The 17,559-nt window shown below is 59.9% G+C and carries 14 protein-coding genes; 5 read left to right on the plus strand and 9 right to left on the minus strand.

Going from position 1 to position 17,559, the window contains the following annotated elements; genetic code table 11:
- Nucleotides 1–100: 100 nt before the first annotated feature.
- The 7 genes from cmk to AAFM31_RS05820 form a co-directional block, all read right to left on the minus strand.
- Nucleotides 101–790 carry a (d)CMP kinase gene (gene cmk / locus AAFM31_RS05790; RefSeq protein WP_341707012.1) on the minus strand — a complete coding sequence of 230 codons (690 nt, stop codon included), beginning with the start codon at nt 788–790 and terminating at the stop codon, nt 101–103.
- Nucleotides 790–3,033, minus strand: a complete 2,244-nt coding sequence (locus tag AAFM31_RS05795; protein WP_341706955.1) for a bifunctional prephenate dehydrogenase/3-phosphoshikimate 1-carboxyvinyltransferase — start codon at nt 3,031–3,033, stop codon at nt 790–792. Before AAFM31_RS05795 ends, cmk begins: the two co-directional genes overlap by 1 nt.
- The gene (gene hisC / locus AAFM31_RS05800) at nt 3,026–4,138 is read right to left on the minus strand and encodes a histidinol-phosphate transaminase (protein WP_341706956.1); all 1,113 of its coding nucleotides are present in this window, start codon (nt 4,136–4,138) and stop codon (nt 3,026–3,028) included. Before hisC ends, AAFM31_RS05795 begins: the two co-directional genes overlap by 8 nt.
- Before the next feature lie 87 nt (nt 4,139–4,225).
- Complete coding sequence (pheA, locus tag AAFM31_RS05805) at nt 4,226–5,323, minus strand: prephenate dehydratase (RefSeq protein WP_341706957.1); 1,098 nt, start codon at nt 5,321–5,323, stop codon at nt 4,226–4,228.
- A gap of 5 nt (nt 5,324–5,328) precedes the next feature.
- Nucleotides 5,329–6,414, minus strand: a complete 1,086-nt coding sequence (gene serC, locus AAFM31_RS05810; RefSeq protein ID WP_341706958.1) for a 3-phosphoserine/phosphohydroxythreonine transaminase — start codon at nt 6,412–6,414, stop codon at nt 5,329–5,331.
- A 2-nt stretch (nt 6,415–6,416) separates the two neighbouring features.
- Complete coding sequence (gene gyrA / locus AAFM31_RS05815) at nt 6,417–9,176, minus strand: DNA gyrase subunit A (RefSeq protein ID WP_341706959.1); 2,760 nt, start codon at nt 9,174–9,176, stop codon at nt 6,417–6,419.
- 197 nt (nt 9,177–9,373) lie between these two features.
- Nucleotides 9,374–10,429: an S-methyl-5-thioribose-1-phosphate isomerase gene (locus AAFM31_RS05820; RefSeq protein ID WP_341706960.1), complete on the minus strand. Its 1,056-nt coding sequence runs from the start codon at nt 10,427–10,429 to the stop codon at nt 9,374–9,376.
- Nucleotides 10,430–10,544: 115 nt separating this feature from the next.
- On the opposite strand from AAFM31_RS05820, the gene AAFM31_RS05825 reads away from it, so the two are divergent.
- The 5 genes from AAFM31_RS05825 (at nt 10,545) to AAFM31_RS05845 (ending at nt 15,103) form a co-directional block, all read left to right on the plus strand.
- Complete coding sequence (locus AAFM31_RS05825) at nt 10,545–11,885, plus strand: TRZ/ATZ family hydrolase (protein ID WP_341707013.1); 1,341 nt, start codon at nt 10,545–10,547, stop codon at nt 11,883–11,885.
- Nucleotides 11,875–12,582 carry a bifunctional 2-polyprenyl-6-hydroxyphenol methylase/3-demethylubiquinol 3-O-methyltransferase UbiG gene (gene ubiG, locus AAFM31_RS05830; protein ID WP_341706961.1) on the plus strand — a complete coding sequence of 236 codons (708 nt, stop codon included), beginning with the start codon at nt 11,875–11,877 and terminating at the stop codon, nt 12,580–12,582. The genes AAFM31_RS05825 and ubiG overlap by 11 nt, the downstream gene beginning before the upstream one ends.
- Nucleotides 12,582–13,262: an HAD-IA family hydrolase gene (locus AAFM31_RS05835; protein ID WP_341706962.1), complete on the plus strand. Its 681-nt coding sequence runs from the start codon at nt 12,582–12,584 to the stop codon at nt 13,260–13,262. Before ubiG ends, AAFM31_RS05835 begins: the two co-directional genes overlap by 1 nt.
- On the plus strand, nt 13,255–13,995 hold the full coding sequence (locus AAFM31_RS05840) for a YciK family oxidoreductase (RefSeq protein WP_341706963.1): 741 nt from the start codon (nt 13,255–13,257) through the stop codon (nt 13,993–13,995). Before AAFM31_RS05835 ends, AAFM31_RS05840 begins: the two co-directional genes overlap by 8 nt.
- A gap of 184 nt (nt 13,996–14,179) precedes the next feature.
- The gene (locus tag AAFM31_RS05845) at nt 14,180–15,103 is read left to right on the plus strand and encodes a GGDEF domain-containing protein (protein ID WP_341706964.1); all 924 of its coding nucleotides are present in this window, start codon (nt 14,180–14,182) and stop codon (nt 15,101–15,103) included.
- Nucleotides 15,104–15,140: 37 nt separating this feature from the next.
- On the opposite strand, the gene AAFM31_RS05850 is transcribed toward AAFM31_RS05845, so the two are convergent.
- Both AAFM31_RS05850 and AAFM31_RS05855 read right to left on the minus strand, forming a co-directional pair.
- A complete protein-coding gene (locus tag AAFM31_RS05850; RefSeq protein WP_341706965.1) occupies nt 15,141–15,875 on the minus strand; it encodes a SapC family protein in 735 nt (244 codons plus the stop codon).
- A gap of 58 nt (nt 15,876–15,933) precedes the next feature.
- On the minus strand, nt 15,934–17,556 hold the full coding sequence (locus AAFM31_RS05855) for a POTRA domain-containing protein (RefSeq protein WP_341706966.1): 1,623 nt from the start codon (nt 17,554–17,556) through the stop codon (nt 15,934–15,936).
- Nucleotides 17,557–17,559: the final 3 nt, after the last annotated feature.

A 17,559-nucleotide genomic window follows, 5' to 3' on the forward strand; every position in this document is an offset into this window, starting at 1 on the left:
GCGCTGTGCAGCCACTGTCCCGCCACGCCACCAGCTTGCGTGGGTTGATTATCTCAATGTTCTCTCCGGTGTCGCTGGTTGCCCGGAAAGTACAGACTGATCAGCCCAGCAAATTGCGCTCGCGCGCCATTGCATGAACTGTTTCAAGTACTTCTTCGATGCCCATCTGCGTCGAGTCGATCTGAATGGCATCCTCCGCTGGCTTGAGCGGAGCGACGCTGCGATTCATATCTCGCTCGTCACGCGCGACGATCTCATCTAGAAGACTCGCCAGATTAGCAGTTTCACCCTTTCCGAGCAACTGCTTGTGACGGCGTACGGCGCGCTCCTGCGCGCTCGCCGTCAGATAAATCTTCAACTGGGCATCGGCAAATACCACCGTCCCCATATCGCGCCCATCGGCCACCAGGCCCGGACCTTCACGAAAGGCACGCTGGCGCTGCAGCAGCGCATCACGAACAGCAGGCAGCGCAGCAACCTGGGAAGCACCAGCTCCGACGGTTTCAGTGCGGATAGCCCGGCTGACGTCCTCACCCTCAAGGATGATCTGCTGCTCGCGACCGTCTTCGGCGGCGACGAACTGCACATCAAGGTGCGCCGCCAACGCTTCCAATGCCGCCTCGTTGGTCAGATCGACCCCGTGATTGCGAGCAGCAAAAGCCAACAGGCGGTACAGAGCCCCCGAGTCGAGCAAATTCCAGCCCAGTCGACGGGCCAGCAGACCGGCAATGGTTCCCTTGCCTGAGCCACCGGGGCCGTCGATGGTAATGACGGGGGCCTGTTGATCAATCACGCGTTTTCCTCCAGCTGGACTTTCATGCCGACCGATTGCGCCAGATCGACAAAGCCCGGGAATGACGTTGCCACGTTGGCACAGTCCTTGATGTGAATGTCGCCGGTGGCGCGCAGCGCGGCTACCGAGAACGACATGGCGATACGATGATCACCGTGACTTTCGACACTGCCGCCACCAATCGGGCCGCCGTCGATAATGATGCCATCCGGCGTCGGCTCAGCCTTGACGCCCAGCGCCTGCAGACCGTCTGCCATGACCTGGATGCGGTCGGATTCCTTGACCCGCAGTTCTTCAGCGTCACGCAGAATGGTGCGCCCTTCGGCGCATGCAGCGGCAACGAACAACACAGGAAACTCATCGATCGCCAGTGGCACCTGATCCACAGGAATGTCGATGCCTTTCAGCGGCGCATAACGCACACGAATGTCGGCAACCGGCTCGCCACCCACTTCACGCTCGTTCAGCAACTCCAGGTTGCCGCCCATTTCGCGCAGGATGTTGATGATACCGATGCGAGTCGGATTGATACCCACGTGCTCAAGCGTCAGGTCGGCGCCTTCACAGATGCTCGCGGCAACCATGAAGAAGGCAGCGGACGAGATATCTGCCGGCACATCGATTCGGCAGGCGGTCAGTTTGTGGCCGGACTCGATGGTGACGGTATCGCCATCAACCTTGACCGGATAACCAAAGCCTTTGAGCATGCGCTCGGTATGATCGCGGGTCGGCGCCGGCTCGGTTACCGAGGTCGTACCGGAGGCGTACAGACCGGCCAGCAGAATGCAGGATTTGACTTGCGCACTGGCCATCGGCATCTGGTAGTCCATGCCCATCATGCGACTGCCACCCTTGATGCGCAGTGGCGGACGACCTTCATCGCCAGTCTCGATTTGCGCGCCCATCTCGCGCAGCGGCTTGGCCACTCGCCCCATCGGACGCTTGGACAGCGACGCATCACCGGTCAGTACGGTATCGAATTCCTGACCCGCCAGCAGGCCGGACAACAGGCGCATGGACGTCCCGGAGTTACCCAGATAGAGCGAGCCCGGCGGCGACTTCAGACCGTGCAAACCCACGCCATTGATGGTTACCCTGCCGTGATGCGGCCCCTCGATAACCACGCCCATGTCGCGAAACGCCTGCAGTGTTGCGAGGCTGTCTTCGCCCTCAAGAAAACCCTCTACCTCGGTCACACCCTCGGCCAACGAGCCGAGCATGATGGAGCGGTGGGAAATGGACTTGTCGCCCGGTACGCGAATGCTGCCGGTCACCTGACCGCCGGGGCGCGCGATGAAATTGAATTCGTTAGTCTGCATAGGTTCCATGTAGGCCCTGCGGGCCAGAATAGTGCTGAAATGCTCTCGAGCTGATTTCGCCCGGGTAAACACACCGAGCAGCGTATTGGCGTCGCGGGTTTCCACCGCCTCACGCAATCGACCCAAATCCTGAGTAAAGGCGTCCAGGCTGCGCAAAACAGCATCCCGGTTGGCCAGAAACACATCGCGCCACATCACCGGATCACTCGCGGCAATGCGGGTGAAGTCCCGGAAGCCACCTGCAGCGTAACGGAAGATCTCGAGGTTCTCGTTACGCGATGCAAGGGTGTCAACCAACGAAAATGCCAGCAGGTGCGGCAAATGGCTGGTGGCCGCCAGGACTTCATCATGGTCGGCCAAAGACATCAGCTCGACGTCTGCCCCCAGCGCCTGCCAGCAACGCCGAACCACTTCAACAGCGCCCTTAGCGGTCTGCTCCAGAGGCGTCAGAATGACCTTGTGATGACGAAACAAATCAGCACGCGACGCCTCGACACCACTCTTCTCCGATCCAGCGATCGGATGGCCCGGCACAAAATTGGCGGGCACATCGCCAAACACTTCCTCGACCGCCAGCGCCACAGCGCCCTTGGTGCTGCCAACATCGGTGATAACTGCTTCGCCCAAGTCCAGCACAGCCAGCTGCGCAAGCACTGCGCGCATACCAAGCACTGGGACAGCAAGCATGATCAGATCCGCATCTTTAACAGCCTCAGCGAGATCTGCTGTCGTTTTATCGACGACACCGAGTGGCACCGCCTGGCGACGCGCTACCGGGTCCAGATCACAACCAATGACTTCGCTGCACAGGCCGCTCTCGCGCATCCCTTTGGCAAACGAGCCGCCAATCAGCCCCAAGCCAATAACCGCGAGACGCCCGATTGTCGGTACGCCCTGTGACATTGCGGTTACATTAGACACGCGCAAGCACCTGTTTCAGGGCATCAAGGAAACGCTGATTCTCGGCAGGCAGACCGATAGTGACCCGCAGGTGATTGGGCATGCCGTAGTTGGCGACCGGGCGCACGATCACGCCTTCACGCAGCAACCCCTGAAATACCGGTGCCGCCTCTCGACCCAGGTCAATCGCGAGGAAATTGCCGCGCGACGGAATCCAGCTCAACCCCAGCGCAGTGCAACCATCTTCCAGCTGCTGCATGCCTGCACGGTTGATGCGGCGACTTTCAATCAAATACGCCTCATCTTCCAGCGCGGCCAGAGCCGCTGCCAGCGCAAGACTATTGACGTTGAACGGCTGGCGAACACGGTTCAATGCGTCGGCGATCGCCGGATTGGACAGACCATACCCCACGCGCAGGGCCGCAAGGCCGTAGGCCTTGGAAAAGGTACGAGAGACCAGCAGATTGCTGTAGCGACCGAGATAGTCGACCCCATTGGGCACGTCGTCGGTTTCAACGTACTCGGTGTAGGCCTCGTCGAGCACCACGATGACATTCTCGGGAACCCGATCAAGGAAGGCTTCCAGTGCGCTGCGCTCAATCCAAGTACCCGTCGGATTATTCGGGTTGGCGATAAAGACCACGCGGGCAGCTGGTGTAATTGCCGCAGCCATAGCGTCAAGATCATGTCCCCAGTCTTTGGCCGGGACAGATACCGCCTTGGCACCAACAGCCTGAGTGACGATGGGGTACACCGCAAACGCATGATCGCTGAAGACCACTTCGTGCTCAGGCCCCACGAAGGCGCGAGCGACCAATTCAAGGATATCGTTGGAGCCGTTACCGAGGGTGATTCCAGCGGTATCCACACCAAGCTTGGCAGCAAGCGCCTGCTTAAGCGCGAAGCCGTTGCCGTCAGGGTAGCGAGTCAGCTCAGGCAAGGCAGCAGCAATAGCGTCGCGCACGGCCGGACTTGGGCCGAGCGGGTTTTCGTTACTGGCCAGCTTGACGATATCCTGCGGGCGCAGCCCAAATTCGCGCGCCAACTCTTCTACCGGCTTGCCCGGCACATAGGGAGACAGCTTCTGTACACCCGGACGTGCCAGGCTGAGAAAATCACAACTCATCACACAAGCCTCAAGCTTCTAGCCCCGGAGCACACCTCGACACGTCTGCACATTCGCAGACAGCGCGGGCGGCGTCCGGTGCCGCAGTTAAAGTACCGCTTTCGGGTAGGACCCCAGCACCTTCAGAGCCACCGAATCATCATTAATCTTCTCCAGCACATCCTTGATCAGCGGATCATGCTGATGCCCAAAGAAGTCGATGAAGAACACATAGGTCCACTTGCCGCTGCGCGACGGGCGGGTCTCGATGCGGCTGAGGTCGATGCCGTTGGAGTGGAAAGGCTCCAGCAGATGATGCAGGGCACCCGGCTTGTTGCGCATGGACACAATGACCGAGGTCTTGTCGTCTCCCGTCGGCGGAACCTGCTGGTTGCCGATGATCAAAAAGCGCGTGGAATTATCCGGGCGATCTTCGATCTTCTCAGCCAGACGAGTCAGGCCGTAGAGGTCCGCCGCCATATCACCGGCGATCGCCGCCGAGTTCCACTCACCCTTTACCCGACGCGCCGCATCGGCGTTGCTGGAGACCGCAATACGCTCTACGTTGGGGTAATGCGCGTCAAGCCACTTGCGGCACTGCGCCAATGACTGAGCGTGTGAGTAGACCCGGGAAATCTTGTCGGTCTTGGTGTTTTCACCCACCAGCAGGTGATGGTGGATACGCAGTTCCACTTCACCGCAGATCACCAGATCGTGCTCAAGGAAGCTATCCAGGGTGTGGTTGATTGCTCCTTCGGTAGAGTTCTCTACCGGCACCACGCCGAAATGCACAGCACCTGCGGCGACTTCACGGAAGATCTCGTCGATCGCCGCCATCGGCACGCTGACCACCGAATGGCCAAAATGCTTGAGCGCTGCCGCTTGGGTAAAGGTGCCTTCCGGACCGAGGTAGGCCACACGCAGCGGCTCTTCCAGTGCCAGGCAGGCCGACATAATTTCACGGAACAGGCGGGCCATCTCTTCGTTGTCGAGCGGCCCCTTGTTCAGCTCCATGATGTGCTTGAGCACCCACGCTTCGCGCTCCGGGCGATAGAACACCGGCTTCACACCGGGCTCCAGCGCCTTCTGCTTGACGTGCGCAACCGTCTGCGCACAGGTCGCCCGCTCACTGATCAGGTCAAGAATCTTTTCATCAATGGTGTCGATGCGCTTACGCAGCGCCTTCAACTGATCTTCATCGGACATGAGTATCAACCGTGCTGCTTTTCGAACTCGGCCATGTAGGCCACCAGAGCGTCAACCGCCGCCTGCGGCACCGCGTTATAGATGGACGCGCGCATGCCGCCCACCGAACGGTGACCCTTCAAATTCAGCAGACCACGCTCCTGGGCGCCCGCAAGGAAGGGTTTGTCGAGACGATCATCGGCCAGACGGAACGGGACGTTCATCCAGGAACGATCAGCCACATTGATCGGGTTGGTATACAGTTCGCTAGCGTCGATCGCCGAGTACAAAGTTTTCTGCTTTGCATCATTGACGCGCTTGACCGCCTCCAGACCACCCTGCTCCTTCAGCCACTGGAAGATCAGGCCAGACAGGTACCAGGCAAACGTCGGCGGGGTGTTGTACATGGAGTCATTTTTCGCTGCGACCGTGTAATCAAGCATAGTCGGGCAACTCGCGCGGGCGCGGCCGAGCAAATCTTCACGCACGATGACAACCACCAGGCCGCTCGGGCCGATGTTCTTCTGCGCACCCGCGTAGATCATGCCAAACTGCGAGACATCCACCGGACGGGACAGAATGGTCGAGGACATATCCGCCACCAGCGGCACCTCACCGGTCTGCGGCACCCAGTTGAACTCAAGACCACCGATGGTCTCGTTCGGGCAGTAGTGAACATATGCTGCGTCCGCAGACAACTGCCACTCGTTCTGCCCGGGAATCGCAAAGTAATCGTAGTTCTTGGCGCTGCCCGCGACATTGACACTACCGAAGCGCGATGCTTCCTCAATTGCCTTGCGAGACCAGATACCCGTATCGATGTAATCGGCACTGCCGCCTTCGGGCATCAGGTTGAGCGGGATCTGGGCAAACTGCTGACTGGCACCGCCCTGCAGGAACAGCACTTTGTAATTGTCCGGGATCGCCATCAGGTCGCGCAGATCCTGTTCGGCCTGCTGGGCTACCGAGACAAACTCATCGCTGCGGTGGCTCATTTCCATGACTGACAGGCCCTTGCCCTGCCAGTCAAGCAGCTCAGCTTGAGCTCGCTGCAACACCGCTTCCGGCAGCGCGGCCGGCCCAGCACAGAAATTGAACAGACGCTTACTCACGATTACTCCTGATCATCCACGGGTTGCTGCTCTTCACCTTCCGGAAGCGGTGCATCGCCTTCTGCGGCAGCTTCCTCTTCCAGCTCAATATCGTCTTCCGATGGCTCCTGAACACGCTCCAGGCCGACCAACTTCTCTTCCGCGGCCAGACGAATCAGCATGACACCCTGGGTGTTGCGCGACAGGCTGGAGACTTCGCTGACCCGAGTACGAACCAGCGTCCCCTGATCGGAAATCAGCATGATTTCCTCACCATCAACTACCTGAACGGCTCCAACCAGAGGGCCATTGCGCTCATTCGATACCATGGCGATCACGCCCTGACCGCCACGACCGCGACGCGGAAACTCTTCCAGCACTGTGCGCTTGCCGTAGCCGCGCTCGGAGGCGGTCAGAATCTGCGCTTCGCGCTCCGGAATCAGCATCGAGATCAGGCGCTGGCCGGTCGGCAGACGCATGCCGCGCACACCGCGGGCAGTACGCCCCATGGTACGGACATGACGTTCCTTGAAGCGAATGACCTTACCGCCGTCGGAGAACAGCATGATGTCGCGCGAGCCGTCGGTGATGGCAGCGGCAATCAGGGTGTCACCCTCTTCCAGGCGCAGCGCAATCAAACCATTGCTGCGCGGGCGGCTGAACTGCACCAGCGGGGTCTTCTTCACGGTACCGCGCGCGGTCGCCATAAAGATGTAGGCGCCGGTGGGCTCATCGCTGTCATCATCATCGCTGTCGTCACCTTCGGCATCATCCGACTCGGCTTCAACAACTTCGCCTTCGATCACATTGCTGTCATCGTCCAGCTCATCGCCCTCTTCAGCACTCTGCTGCTGAAGCGCCTCAAGGTCGATCTGCAGCATCGCGGTAATCCACTCGCCCTCTTCCAACGGCAGCAGATTGACCAGCGGGCGACCACGCGCAGTACGTGAGGCTTCGGGAATTTCGTAGGTTTTCAGCCAATAAACCTTGCCGCGGCTGGAGAACAGCAGCAGCGTGGCGTGGCTGTGAGCAACCAGCAGGTGCTCGACGTAGTCCTCATCCTTCACCCCGGTTGCGGCCTTGCCACGACCACCACGGCGCTGGGCCTGATAGTCGGTCAGCGGTTGGCTCTTGGCATAGCCACCGTGGGAGATGGTGACAACGCGCTCTTCTTCGGTAATCAGGTCGGCCAGGGTCAGATCCATCCGCGAAGCGACGATTTCGGTGCGACGCTCGTCGCCGAAGGCTTCCTTGACCTGCTCCAGCTCTTCAACGATGACTTCCATCAGACGTTCGTGGCTGTTGAGGATGCGCAGCAGCTCACCGATCTGCTCCAGAATCTGCTGATACTCGGTCAGCAGCTTCTCGTGCTCCAGACCGGTAAGGCGATGCAGGCGCATATCCAGAATCGCTTGCGCCTGCTCGGCAGACAGATAGTACTGCCCCTCGCGCAGCCCGAACTCATCACCCAGCCCGTCAGGGCGGCAGGACTCGGCGCCAGCGCGCTCAACCATTTCGATTACGGTACCCGGCGCCCAGGCAGTCGCCAGCAGGCGTTCCTTGGCCTCAGCCGGCGTCGGCGACTGCTTGATCAGCTCGATGACCGGATCGATATTGGACAGCGCGACCGCCTGGCCTTCGAGGATGTGGCCACGCTCGCGCGCCTTGCGCAGCTCGTACACGGTGCGGCGAGTCACCACTTCACGGCGGTGGCGAACGAAGGCTTCCAGCAGTTCTTTGAGGTTCAGGATCTTCGGCTGACCATCAAGCAGGCCAACCACGTTGATGCCGAACACGCTCTGCATCTGGGTCTGAGCGTACAGGTTATTGAGGATAACCTCTGGCACTTCGCCACGGCGCAACTCGATAACCACGCGGATACCGTCTTTATCAGACTCGTCGCGCAACTCGGTAATACCTTCCAGCTTCTTCTCTTTGACCAGCTCGGCGATCTTCTCGATCAGACGCGCCTTGTTCAGCTGGTAAGGCAACTCGGAAATAACAATCTGCTGGCGACCGCCAACCTTGTCGATATCTTCAATATGGCAGCGCGCCCGCACATAAATGCGGCCACGGCCAGTGCGATAGGCTTCAACGATACCCGCGCGACCATTAATGATGCCGGCAGTCGGGAAATCGGGGCCCGGAATGAACTCCATCAGCTCATCAATGCTGATATCCGGATTGCTGATAACGGCAAGGCAGCCGTTGATCACTTCGGTCAGGTTGTGCGGCGGAATATTGGTCGCCATACCCACAGCGATACCACTGGAGCCGTTGACCAGAAGGTGCGGAATCTTGGTCGGCAGAACGTCGGGGATCTGTTCCTTGCCGTCGTAGTTGGGGACCCAGTCAACCGTTTCCTTGTCCAGATCAGCCAGCAGCTCATGGGTCAGCTTGGCCATCCGCACTTCGGTGTAACGCATGGCCGCGGCGTTATCGCCGTCGATGGAACCGAAGTTACCCTGACCGTCGACCAGCGGGTAACGCATCGAGAAATCCTGCGCCATACGCACGATGGTGTCGTATACCGCGGAATCACCGTGCGGGTGGTACTTACCGATTACGTCACCGACAACACGGGCCGACTTCAGGTACGGCTTGTTCCAGTCGTTACCCAGTTCGCTCATCGCATACAGCACGCGACGGTGTACCGGCTTGAGGCCGTCGCGCACGTCCGGCAGCGCACGACCGACGATTACGCTCATCGCGTAATCCAGGTAGGACTGCTTCAGTTCGTCTTCAATATTGACTGGAAGGATTTCTTTGGCCAGTTCACCCATGAAACGGCATTCCTTTTATTGTCGGCAACCCATTGATGCCAAAAGCATTAGTCACATGCGCAAGGAGGACGAACACGCCGACCAACCCTCACCGCGGGCCAAGGCCCACAGCGGGACGCGTCCCGCCCGATCAAAGCGGCAGAGGATACCACAGACAAGGCGCTGGCGGGAGCACGAAGCACACCCGCCGCGCTGGCTCAGTGAAGCTGACGAACGCTCATCAAGCTGGCTATTTTTCGCTCATCTGGCTGCTCGACAATCCCTTTTTCGGTGACAATCGCGTCAATCAGCTCCACAGGCGTCACCTCCAGCGGCGACGACTCAACCCCTCCTCCTTCGGGCACAGCAGCGCCGAGCTGGTCAGGACCAAGCTCATCCGCGTCTGCCAGCGACATATCAATCGTCGCGGTAGACGCAACGACCATAAAACGCAGCCCGTGATGCATAGCCAGAATCGCCAGTGAATAACTACCCAACGGGCCGATAACATCGCCATTGGCAGCAATACGCTCAGCACCGACCAGCACCCAGGTCACACCGTCGTGCTTCATCAGCCTCCCGGCCTCGACGTCAGGGTGCAACGCGGCAGGCGCACCAGAACGCAACAACTCGGACAACCCCAGCGAAGCACGCGGCAGCAACGGGCGCCCCTCGTTGATCAGCACCTCGCCAACCAGCCCCGCCGCACTGGCAGTGCGCGCAACCCCATAGGTAGTACCACCACCGCCGCCGGACAGATCGCCGCCGTAGCCATGCAGCATGACGCGATGCACCGGCGCCTGGTGCCGACGCAGCAGCTGAACACCCAGCCTCGCCATCGTCTGATTGGCTTCCCGGTCGGCCGCCTGGATCGCTTGCGCCGCTTGCAGAAGACGCATGGCCATATCGTCGCCGGGGCCAGCGCTGACAATGGTCTGCCGCATAATTCCCAGCGCCCAGTGCAAGTTGGCCGCCATGGGATGCACCGCCGCCAACTCGTCCAGTAGCGGTTGCAGCGACGTTAGCCAGCTTGATGGAGGAACCGGCCTTCGGGCCGCCAGCGCTAACGCGAAAGCCGCCGCTATCCCCAACGCCGCTGCCCCACAAACCACGCCATCGCGCATGGCAGCCAGCACCTGTGCCGGATTGCCGCACTCAACGACCTCCACCCGATCAGGCAGCGCGCGCTGATCCAGCATCCTTAGCCTGCCTTCTGCCAGCCAGACCAGGCCCTGCAGCGGCTGATCAGCCGCTATCGTATCCACATGCAACATGAGCGAACCCCCTATCCCGGCGCTGTCATTCGTTGCGAACCACAGCTACTTTCACGCTGCATTTGCGCACCACCAGCAGGTATACTTGCCGACCATGATGCAAGGTGAACTGAACATGACCACGCTGCCCCGCGAGCTCGATCTGCTGATCGTGCCACGCTGGATCGTGCCCGTTGTCCCGCACGGCCAGGTTCTCGAAGATCATGCCCTGGCAGTCCATCAAGGGCGCATCGTCGGCATTCTGCCGGTGGCCTCCGCCAACGCGCTTAACCCGCGCGAGCGGCGCGACCTGCCAGACCACGTCCTCATCCCCGGCCTGATCAACGCCCATGGCCACGCAGCGATGACGCTGTTTCGCGGCTTGGCGGATGATCTCCCGCTGATGACATGGCTGACAGACCATATATGGCCCGCAGAAGGCCGCTGGGTCAACGCCGATTTTGTCCGACTGGGCACAGAGCTGGCGATTGCCGAGATGCTGCGCGGCGGCACCACCTGCTTTTCCGACATGTATTTCTTCCCTGACGTTGCCGCCGCCGCAGCTGCCGACGCAGGTATCCGCGCTCAACTCTGCTTCCCGGTGATCGACAACCCGATCCCTGGCGCTCGCGACGCTGCCGAAGCCATTGCCAAAGGCCTGCGGCTGCGTGACGAGATGCGCCACAACGACCTGATCAGCGTCGCCTTTGGCCCGCATGCACCCTACACAGTAGGCGACGAGACGCTTAGTCGTATCCGCACCCTTGCTGACGAGCTGGATATGCCAATTCACATGCATATCCATGAGACTGCCGGCGAAGTAGCCGACGCCGTTGCTCAGAGCGGAGTGCGACCGCTACGCCGCCTGCAGCAACTGGGCCTGCTCAGCCCCCGTCTGCAAGCAGTGCACGCTACCGAGATAAACGACGAAGACCTTGAACTACTGGTCGAGTACGGCGTGCAACTGATCCACTGCCCCGAATCAAACCTCAAGTTGGCCAGCGGCATGATGCCGGTTCAACGCCTGCTGGAGAGCGGTCTGAATGTGGCTCTGGGTACCGACGGCGCGGCCAGCAACAACGACCTGGACATGCTCGGCGAAATGCGTACCGCTGCCATGCTGGCGAAAATCGTCAGCGGCGCTCCCACAGCGTTAGATGCCCATAGCGCGTTGCGCATGGCCACGCTCGCCGGAGCACAAGCACTGGGACTCGACGAAGAAACCGGCTCTATCGAAATAGGCAAGGCCGCCGACCTGACTGCCATTGACCTGTCAGGACTGGCCCAGCAACCGCTCTATCACCCTGTTTCGCAGCTGCTCTACACCTGCAACGCCAGCCAGGTAAGCGACGTCTGGGTCGCCGGTCGCAGCAAACTGCGCGACGGTCAACTGGTTGGAATAGACACGCAATCCATTCTCCAGCAGGCCCGCAGCCTGGCTGAACTCATCGCCAAAGGGGATACCCATGAGTCTTAACGTCGATCGCGCCGAAATCGCCAAGTTTGAAGCGCTGGCAAGCCGTTGGTGGGACCGCAACAGCGAATTCAAACCACTGCACGAGATCAACCCCCTGCGCACCAACTGGATCGACGAGCGCGTCGGTCTGGCTGGCAAGAAAGTGCTGGACGTTGGCTGCGGCGGCGGCATTCTGGCCGAAGCCATGGCCCAACGCGGCGCCCAAGTTACCGGCATCGACATGGGCGAGGCGCCGCTGGCAGTTGCCCGCCTGCATCAACTGGAGTCCGGCGTCAGCGTTGAGTACGAACAAAGCACCGCCGAAGAATTCGCCGAGCAGCATGCAGGCACCTTCGACGTGGTGACCTGCCTGGAGATGCTGGAGCACGTACCGGACCCGGGTTCGGTTATCCGCGCCTGCGCCCGCCTGGTCAAACCCGGTGGTCAGGTGTTCTTCTCGACCATCAACCGCAACCCGAAGTCCTTCCTGTTCGCGATCGTCGGCGCCGAGTACGTTCTGCGCATGCTGCCACGTGGCACCCATGAATTCGCCAAGTTCATTCGTCCGGCCGAGCTAGGCGGCTGGATTCGCGAGGCGAATCTGGACTTGCAGGACATCACCGGCCTGACCTTCAACCCGCTGACCCGCACCTACAAACTGGAAGCCAATGTAGACGTAAATTACATGGTTTCCTGCCAGCGTGGAGCCGACGCCTGATGCTGCGTGGCGTCCTGTTCGATCTGGACGGTACTTTGCTGGATACCGTCGATGACTTCATGGCGGTCATCGACAGCATGCTGGAAGAGCACCAGCGCCCAAGGGTCGCGCCCGAGCTGATCCGCGCTCAAGTGTCAGATGGCTCGGTTGGCATGCTGTCGGTCGCCTTTGCGACGCGACCCGGTGAACCCGGCTTCGACGCCCTGCGCGAAGAGTTTCTCAGCCGCTATGAACGCGCCTTGGCCGTACACACCCGCCCATTCCCCGGCATCCTGCCACTGCTCGACTGGCTGGATAGCGAAGGCCTGCCCTGGGGCGTTGTTACCAACAAACTAAGCCGCTTCAGTATTCCGCTGATGGAGCAGATTGGCTTGGCAGAACGTTGCGGCAGTCTGGTCTGCCCGGATCAGGTGAGCCGCGGTAAGCCGCACCCGGAGCCGGTACTCAAAGCCTGTAACGAGATTGGCATCGCCCCTGAGCACTGCGTTTTCGTCGGTGACCATCTACGCGACATTCAAGCCGGGCATGCCGCCGGCATGGCCACCATCGCCGCTCTCTACGGCTATCTGCCGCCCGGCGAAGACCACAGCCTCTGGCAGGCCACCCATAGCGTTCATTCCGCCGTTGACCTGCAGCCGTGGCTGCTGAGCCGGCGTCATCTGGAGACACCCCATGTTTGACTACACCGCCCCTGCCAACCTGCTGGCCGGACGCGTCATCCTGATCACTGGCGCAGGCGACGGCATCGGCCGTGCATGCGCCCTCAGCTGTGCCGCTCACGGCGCCACCGTCGTGTTGGTAGGCCGGACCCAAAGCAAGCTCGAGGAGGTCTACGATGCCATCGAAGCGGCAGGCCACCCGCAACCTGCGCTGTGCCCGCTAAATCTCGAAACAGCCACAGAGAAAGACTACGAAGACCTCGCGGACCAATTGTTTGACGCGTTTGGCAAGTTGGACGGCCTGGTACACAACGCCGCCGAGCTCGGCCCACGCACCCTGCTCGACAGCGTCAAGACCGAAGCCTGGATGCGGGTCATGCAGGTCAACGTCAACGCGCCCTTCCTGCTTACCAAAACCATGATGCCGCTGCTGCGCGCGTCCAGTGATGCGTCGGTCGTCCTGCTGTCCTCCAGCGTCGGTCGCAAAGGTCGCGCGTACTGGGGCCCCTACGCGATCAGCAAGTTCGCAGTGGAAGGCATGATGCAGGTTCTGGCAGACGAACAGGACGGCACCAGCAACATCCGGGTCAATAGCCTCAACCCGGGGGCCACCCGCACCCGCATGCGGGCCAAGGCATACCCGAACGAGCCAGTCGAGACCAACCCCGAGCCGGAAAATATCATGCCGGCGTTCCTCTATTTGCTGGGCCCGGACAGCCGCGACTGCAATGGCCAAGCGCTGGACGCACAGTAGGACGAAATATTGACGAAGTATTGCCGCCACTCAACCACACTCCCGGCTGATGGCGGCATTTTTTTGCCACCTACGCGGCAAAACCCTCAAAATATATATATAAGCAACTGATATTTAACATGTTTTTATAATGGCACATTGATTGCTTTGAAACCTACAAAGCACATCAATGGGATCAGCCATCATGTCACTGCAAGGAAACACCATCGACTTCGACTCCGCCCGCGTCAAGCTTGGCCAAAGCCATGCCCACAAACGCCGCAGCGGCAAGCCGACCGTTAGCCTTCAAGACACCCAGCGCGAATTGACCCAGACCTTGCAAACCAGTCTTGAACTGGATCGGGTGCTTGGCCTGTTCTTCGGCGCATTGCAGCAGCTACTGCAAGTGGATGGCCTCGAGTACCGTCACACCAATTCCAGCACTCCGGTTGCACACGGCCAGCAGGGCGTCCACCGCTGCAGCTACCGAATGTCACATGCCGGCAGCTATCTCGGCGAGCTGCAACTGAGCCGCCAAAGCCGGTTTACCGAAGCTGAACTGATCAGCATCGAAGGCCTGCTCGCCACCTTACTGTTCCCGCTGCGCAATGCTCTGATGTACCGAGAAGCCTTGGCTTGTGCGCTAAACGACACGCTGACCGGGGCAGGCAATCGCCTCGCACTCAACCAGAATCTGGAGCGCGATATTCGCTCCAGCACCCGCAACGGTCAGCCGCTGTCCCTGCTGGTCCTCGACGTTGACCACTTCAAGAGCATCAATGATCGCTACGGCCACGCCTACGGAGATGAAGCCTTGAAAGCCGTCGTCAGCTGCGTCACCGCCACGCTGCGCAACGTTGATGGCTTGTATCGTCTGGGCGGTGAGGAGTTTGTGGTCCTGCTGAACAATACTGACGCTGAGGCGTGTCACTTGGTTGCCGAACGCATCCGCCAGTCAATCGAACACTTGCAGTTCCAAATTGACGGCCAGCCATTGCCTATGACCGTCAGTCTCGGCCACGCAACCCTGCGCTCTCAGGACAGCGCCAGTACACTGCTGGACCGTGCCGATCAGCGCATGTATCAAGCCAAGCGCAGCGGCCGCAATCAGGTTGTAGGAGAAGAATAGAAAGATCGGGAGCGGTGAATACCGCCCCCGTATTGGCTCAGTGGGTCTGAGCCGGTTTGTTCGCCAGATAGTCTTCGAACAGCAGATTGGCATTGCCCAGCGACATCAGGTGAGCGTAGACCCAGCCAAGAAAACCCGCCTTGTTCAACGCGAGAACCTGCTCATCGGCAAGCGCGAGGAAACGCTCCTCGTCGACCGCGTGGAAATCCTTCAGCACAAAGCTCTCGCCACTGACGTGGGTCAGTTTCAGTGTGCGCGGGACCAGCAAATCCATTTCACGCAGCATCGACACGAACTGGCGAGTGCGCTGCATTTCAGCGGTAAAGTTCTGCAGGAACTGAATCATTTCATCGAGGTAAGCGCTGTTTTCCCCTGACTCGGCAAACAGCTCTCGACCTTCTTCTTCGTTCCAGCCTGCATACCCTTCGTCAAAGCAAACGGTGAACTCGTCGTTCTCCGACTGAGCCAACACGAAGGGGTAACGACGAATGAAGGCCGGGACATAGGTATTTGAACGCCACTGCCCTGAGTCGCCGACAAAGCTGTTCAATCCCTGTTTCAGGCCCATCAGCGCAATTGGGCTGAGGCCGTCGCCCTCACCAATAAACACAATCGGGTAACTGCGCGCAGCCTGAAAAAACTCCAGGCCAGCCAGCGGGACAATGTGTGTCCCCGCTGCAAACTCGCATCCCTTGTCCGTCTTCAGCTTAAGCGCCTTATGCTGATCACGGTTAAGCGCCTTGATTTCCTTGTAAAGCAACAGCGTTGACATCCATCTACTCCCTGTCCGGGGTCTGACCCGGTTATTGCGTTTTTCCCAATGCCCGAGACTATCTGAAAACCAGCTGCAACAGTACCTGTCCGCTGTCCTGATCGGGCACTACGTCCTTGAATGCACCTGCTACCAGCAGGCTTGCAGAAACTCGGTCATTCCACCAACGGCTATTTACCCCTGCACCGCCGCTGATCAGGTCAACATCTTCATCACCCAGCTCCATGGCTCTGCCGTAGTCCATGAATACAAACGGCTGCCACCGCTGACTGAGATGCCAATAGCCCTCGACGCTGAAATTGACACCCCAGGGCGCAGTAATGATGCCCGGCTCGTAGCCGCGCTGGGCACTGATACCGCCGAATTGTTTGTGCAACGCCGACGGCAGTTCTTCCTGACGGGTCGAATATTGCCATCCGGCCTTGCCGACCAGCTCGTAAGCCTCGCCCAGTTGACGCGATGAGTACAGATCACCGGTCAGAATCGTGAAGTTGCCGCTGTCGCCGGTCAGCGCATTATCCGGCGACGCCTGGCGAATACGTTGTTCGTAACGGGTGTACCAGGGCGCTGCTCGATACTCAAACTGCCCCTTGACGAAAACTTCCTGAATATCCACTTCGCTGAGCGTCACACCCTCAAGCGTCGTTTCCGAGGTTTGAAAGGTATAGCCAACACCGCCCAATAGCAGCCAGCGGTCCGACAACCACCAAGGCTGATCAAACCCCAGACCATAGTTGCTTGAGTCACCCTCAATATTGAGGTCCGCAAGCGGCCCGCGCTTGATCTCCATGCTGTTTGCACCGGCCTCGATCCAGGCAAAGCCGTTACTGCGGGTAACCGGACGGGTGTAACGCAGGTTCATGTACTGACTGCCGCGGGTCCCTACCAGCACGGCACTGAGGTTGTCTGCAGCGCCTGTGGGAGAGAACCAGTTGAAGGTGCCGCCAAGCTGCTCGTAGCCTGTGCCTTCACTGCCGTAGTTGTTGGCAAACAACGACCAGTCAAAGCGGTCCGGCTCAAAACGCTCAACGTCTACCCGAGTAGTTCCAAAGCGCTCGCCCGGGGCAAGCCCTGCGGAGAGTTGCGGCCCCTGGCTGGTTGAGTTAAAGCGGCGAATCGCTTCAATCAGCATCGGGCTGTCCAGCGTTTCTCCCTCGGTCAGGTTCAAGCGGTCGCGGTAGAAACTTTCCTTGACCCCCTGCTGCTCACCGCTGAAGACCACGCTATCCAGCTTGGCCTCAACCAGAACCACGCGCAGCTGTCCGTCTTCGAGTGACTGCGGCGGAATGATCGCCCGCGCCGTCAACTGCCCGCTGTCGGCGTAACGCTGATTCACCTCACGGATCATTTCGTTAAGGTCGGCAAAGGTAATCTCCTTGCCGACATAGCCGCTGGCAATCTCCCTCAGCTCGTCTTGTGCCAGGAACACCGACGGGTTGAAGCTGATGCCGTTCAACACGAAAGGCGGGCTCTCGGCGGGCAATGCATCACCCTGCTCTGGCTGTTCGCCCTGAATAGCAGGCACTTCGATACGCCGCGCGCGCTCTTCAATCTGCTGCTGACGTTGCTGGGCGTCTATCTGCTCGCGCTGCAAGCTCGGATTCAGTTGCCCGGCGCTGACGCCACCGGGCAAAACCTGAGCTTCGACAACACAGGGCAGCATTGCAGCTGCCGCCAGCATCCA

The organism is Halopseudomonas sp., assembly GCF_038130085.1.
Taxonomy (GTDB): domain Bacteria; phylum Pseudomonadota; class Gammaproteobacteria; order Pseudomonadales; family Pseudomonadaceae; genus Halopseudomonas.

Coding starts and splice junctions, on each gene's coding strand:
- AAFM31_RS05820 (WP_341706960.1), bottom strand. CDS start 10,429: ATGTTGCATGTGGATACGATAGCGGCTGATCAGCCGCTGCAGGGCCTG.
- AAFM31_RS05845 (WP_341706964.1), top strand. CDS start 14,180: ATGTCACTGCAAGGAAACACCATCGACTTCGACTCCGCCCGCGTCAAG.
- gyrA (WP_341706959.1), bottom strand. CDS start 9,176: ATGGGTGAACTGGCCAAAGAAATCCTTCCAGTCAATATTGAAGACGAA.
- hisC (WP_341706956.1), bottom strand. CDS start 4,138: ATGAGTTGTGATTTTCTCAGCCTGGCACGTCCGGGTGTACAGAAGCTG.
- AAFM31_RS05825 (WP_341707013.1), top strand. CDS start 10,545: ATGACCACGCTGCCCCGCGAGCTCGATCTGCTGATCGTGCCACGCTGG.
- AAFM31_RS05850 (WP_341706965.1), bottom strand. CDS start 15,875: ATGTCAACGCTGTTGCTTTACAAGGAAATCAAGGCGCTTAACCGTGAT.
- AAFM31_RS05840 (WP_341706963.1), top strand. CDS start 13,255: ATGTTTGACTACACCGCCCCTGCCAACCTGCTGGCCGGACGCGTCATC.
- AAFM31_RS05855 (WP_341706966.1), bottom strand. CDS start 17,556: ATGCTGGCGGCAGCTGCAATGCTGCCCTGTGTTGTCGAAGCTCAGGTT.
- pheA (WP_341706957.1), bottom strand. CDS start 5,323: ATGTCCGATGAAGATCAGTTGAAGGCGCTGCGTAAGCGCATCGACACC.
- AAFM31_RS05835 (WP_341706962.1), top strand. CDS start 12,582: ATGCTGCGTGGCGTCCTGTTCGATCTGGACGGTACTTTGCTGGATACC.
- ubiG (WP_341706961.1), top strand. CDS start 11,875: ATGAGTCTTAACGTCGATCGCGCCGAAATCGCCAAGTTTGAAGCGCTG.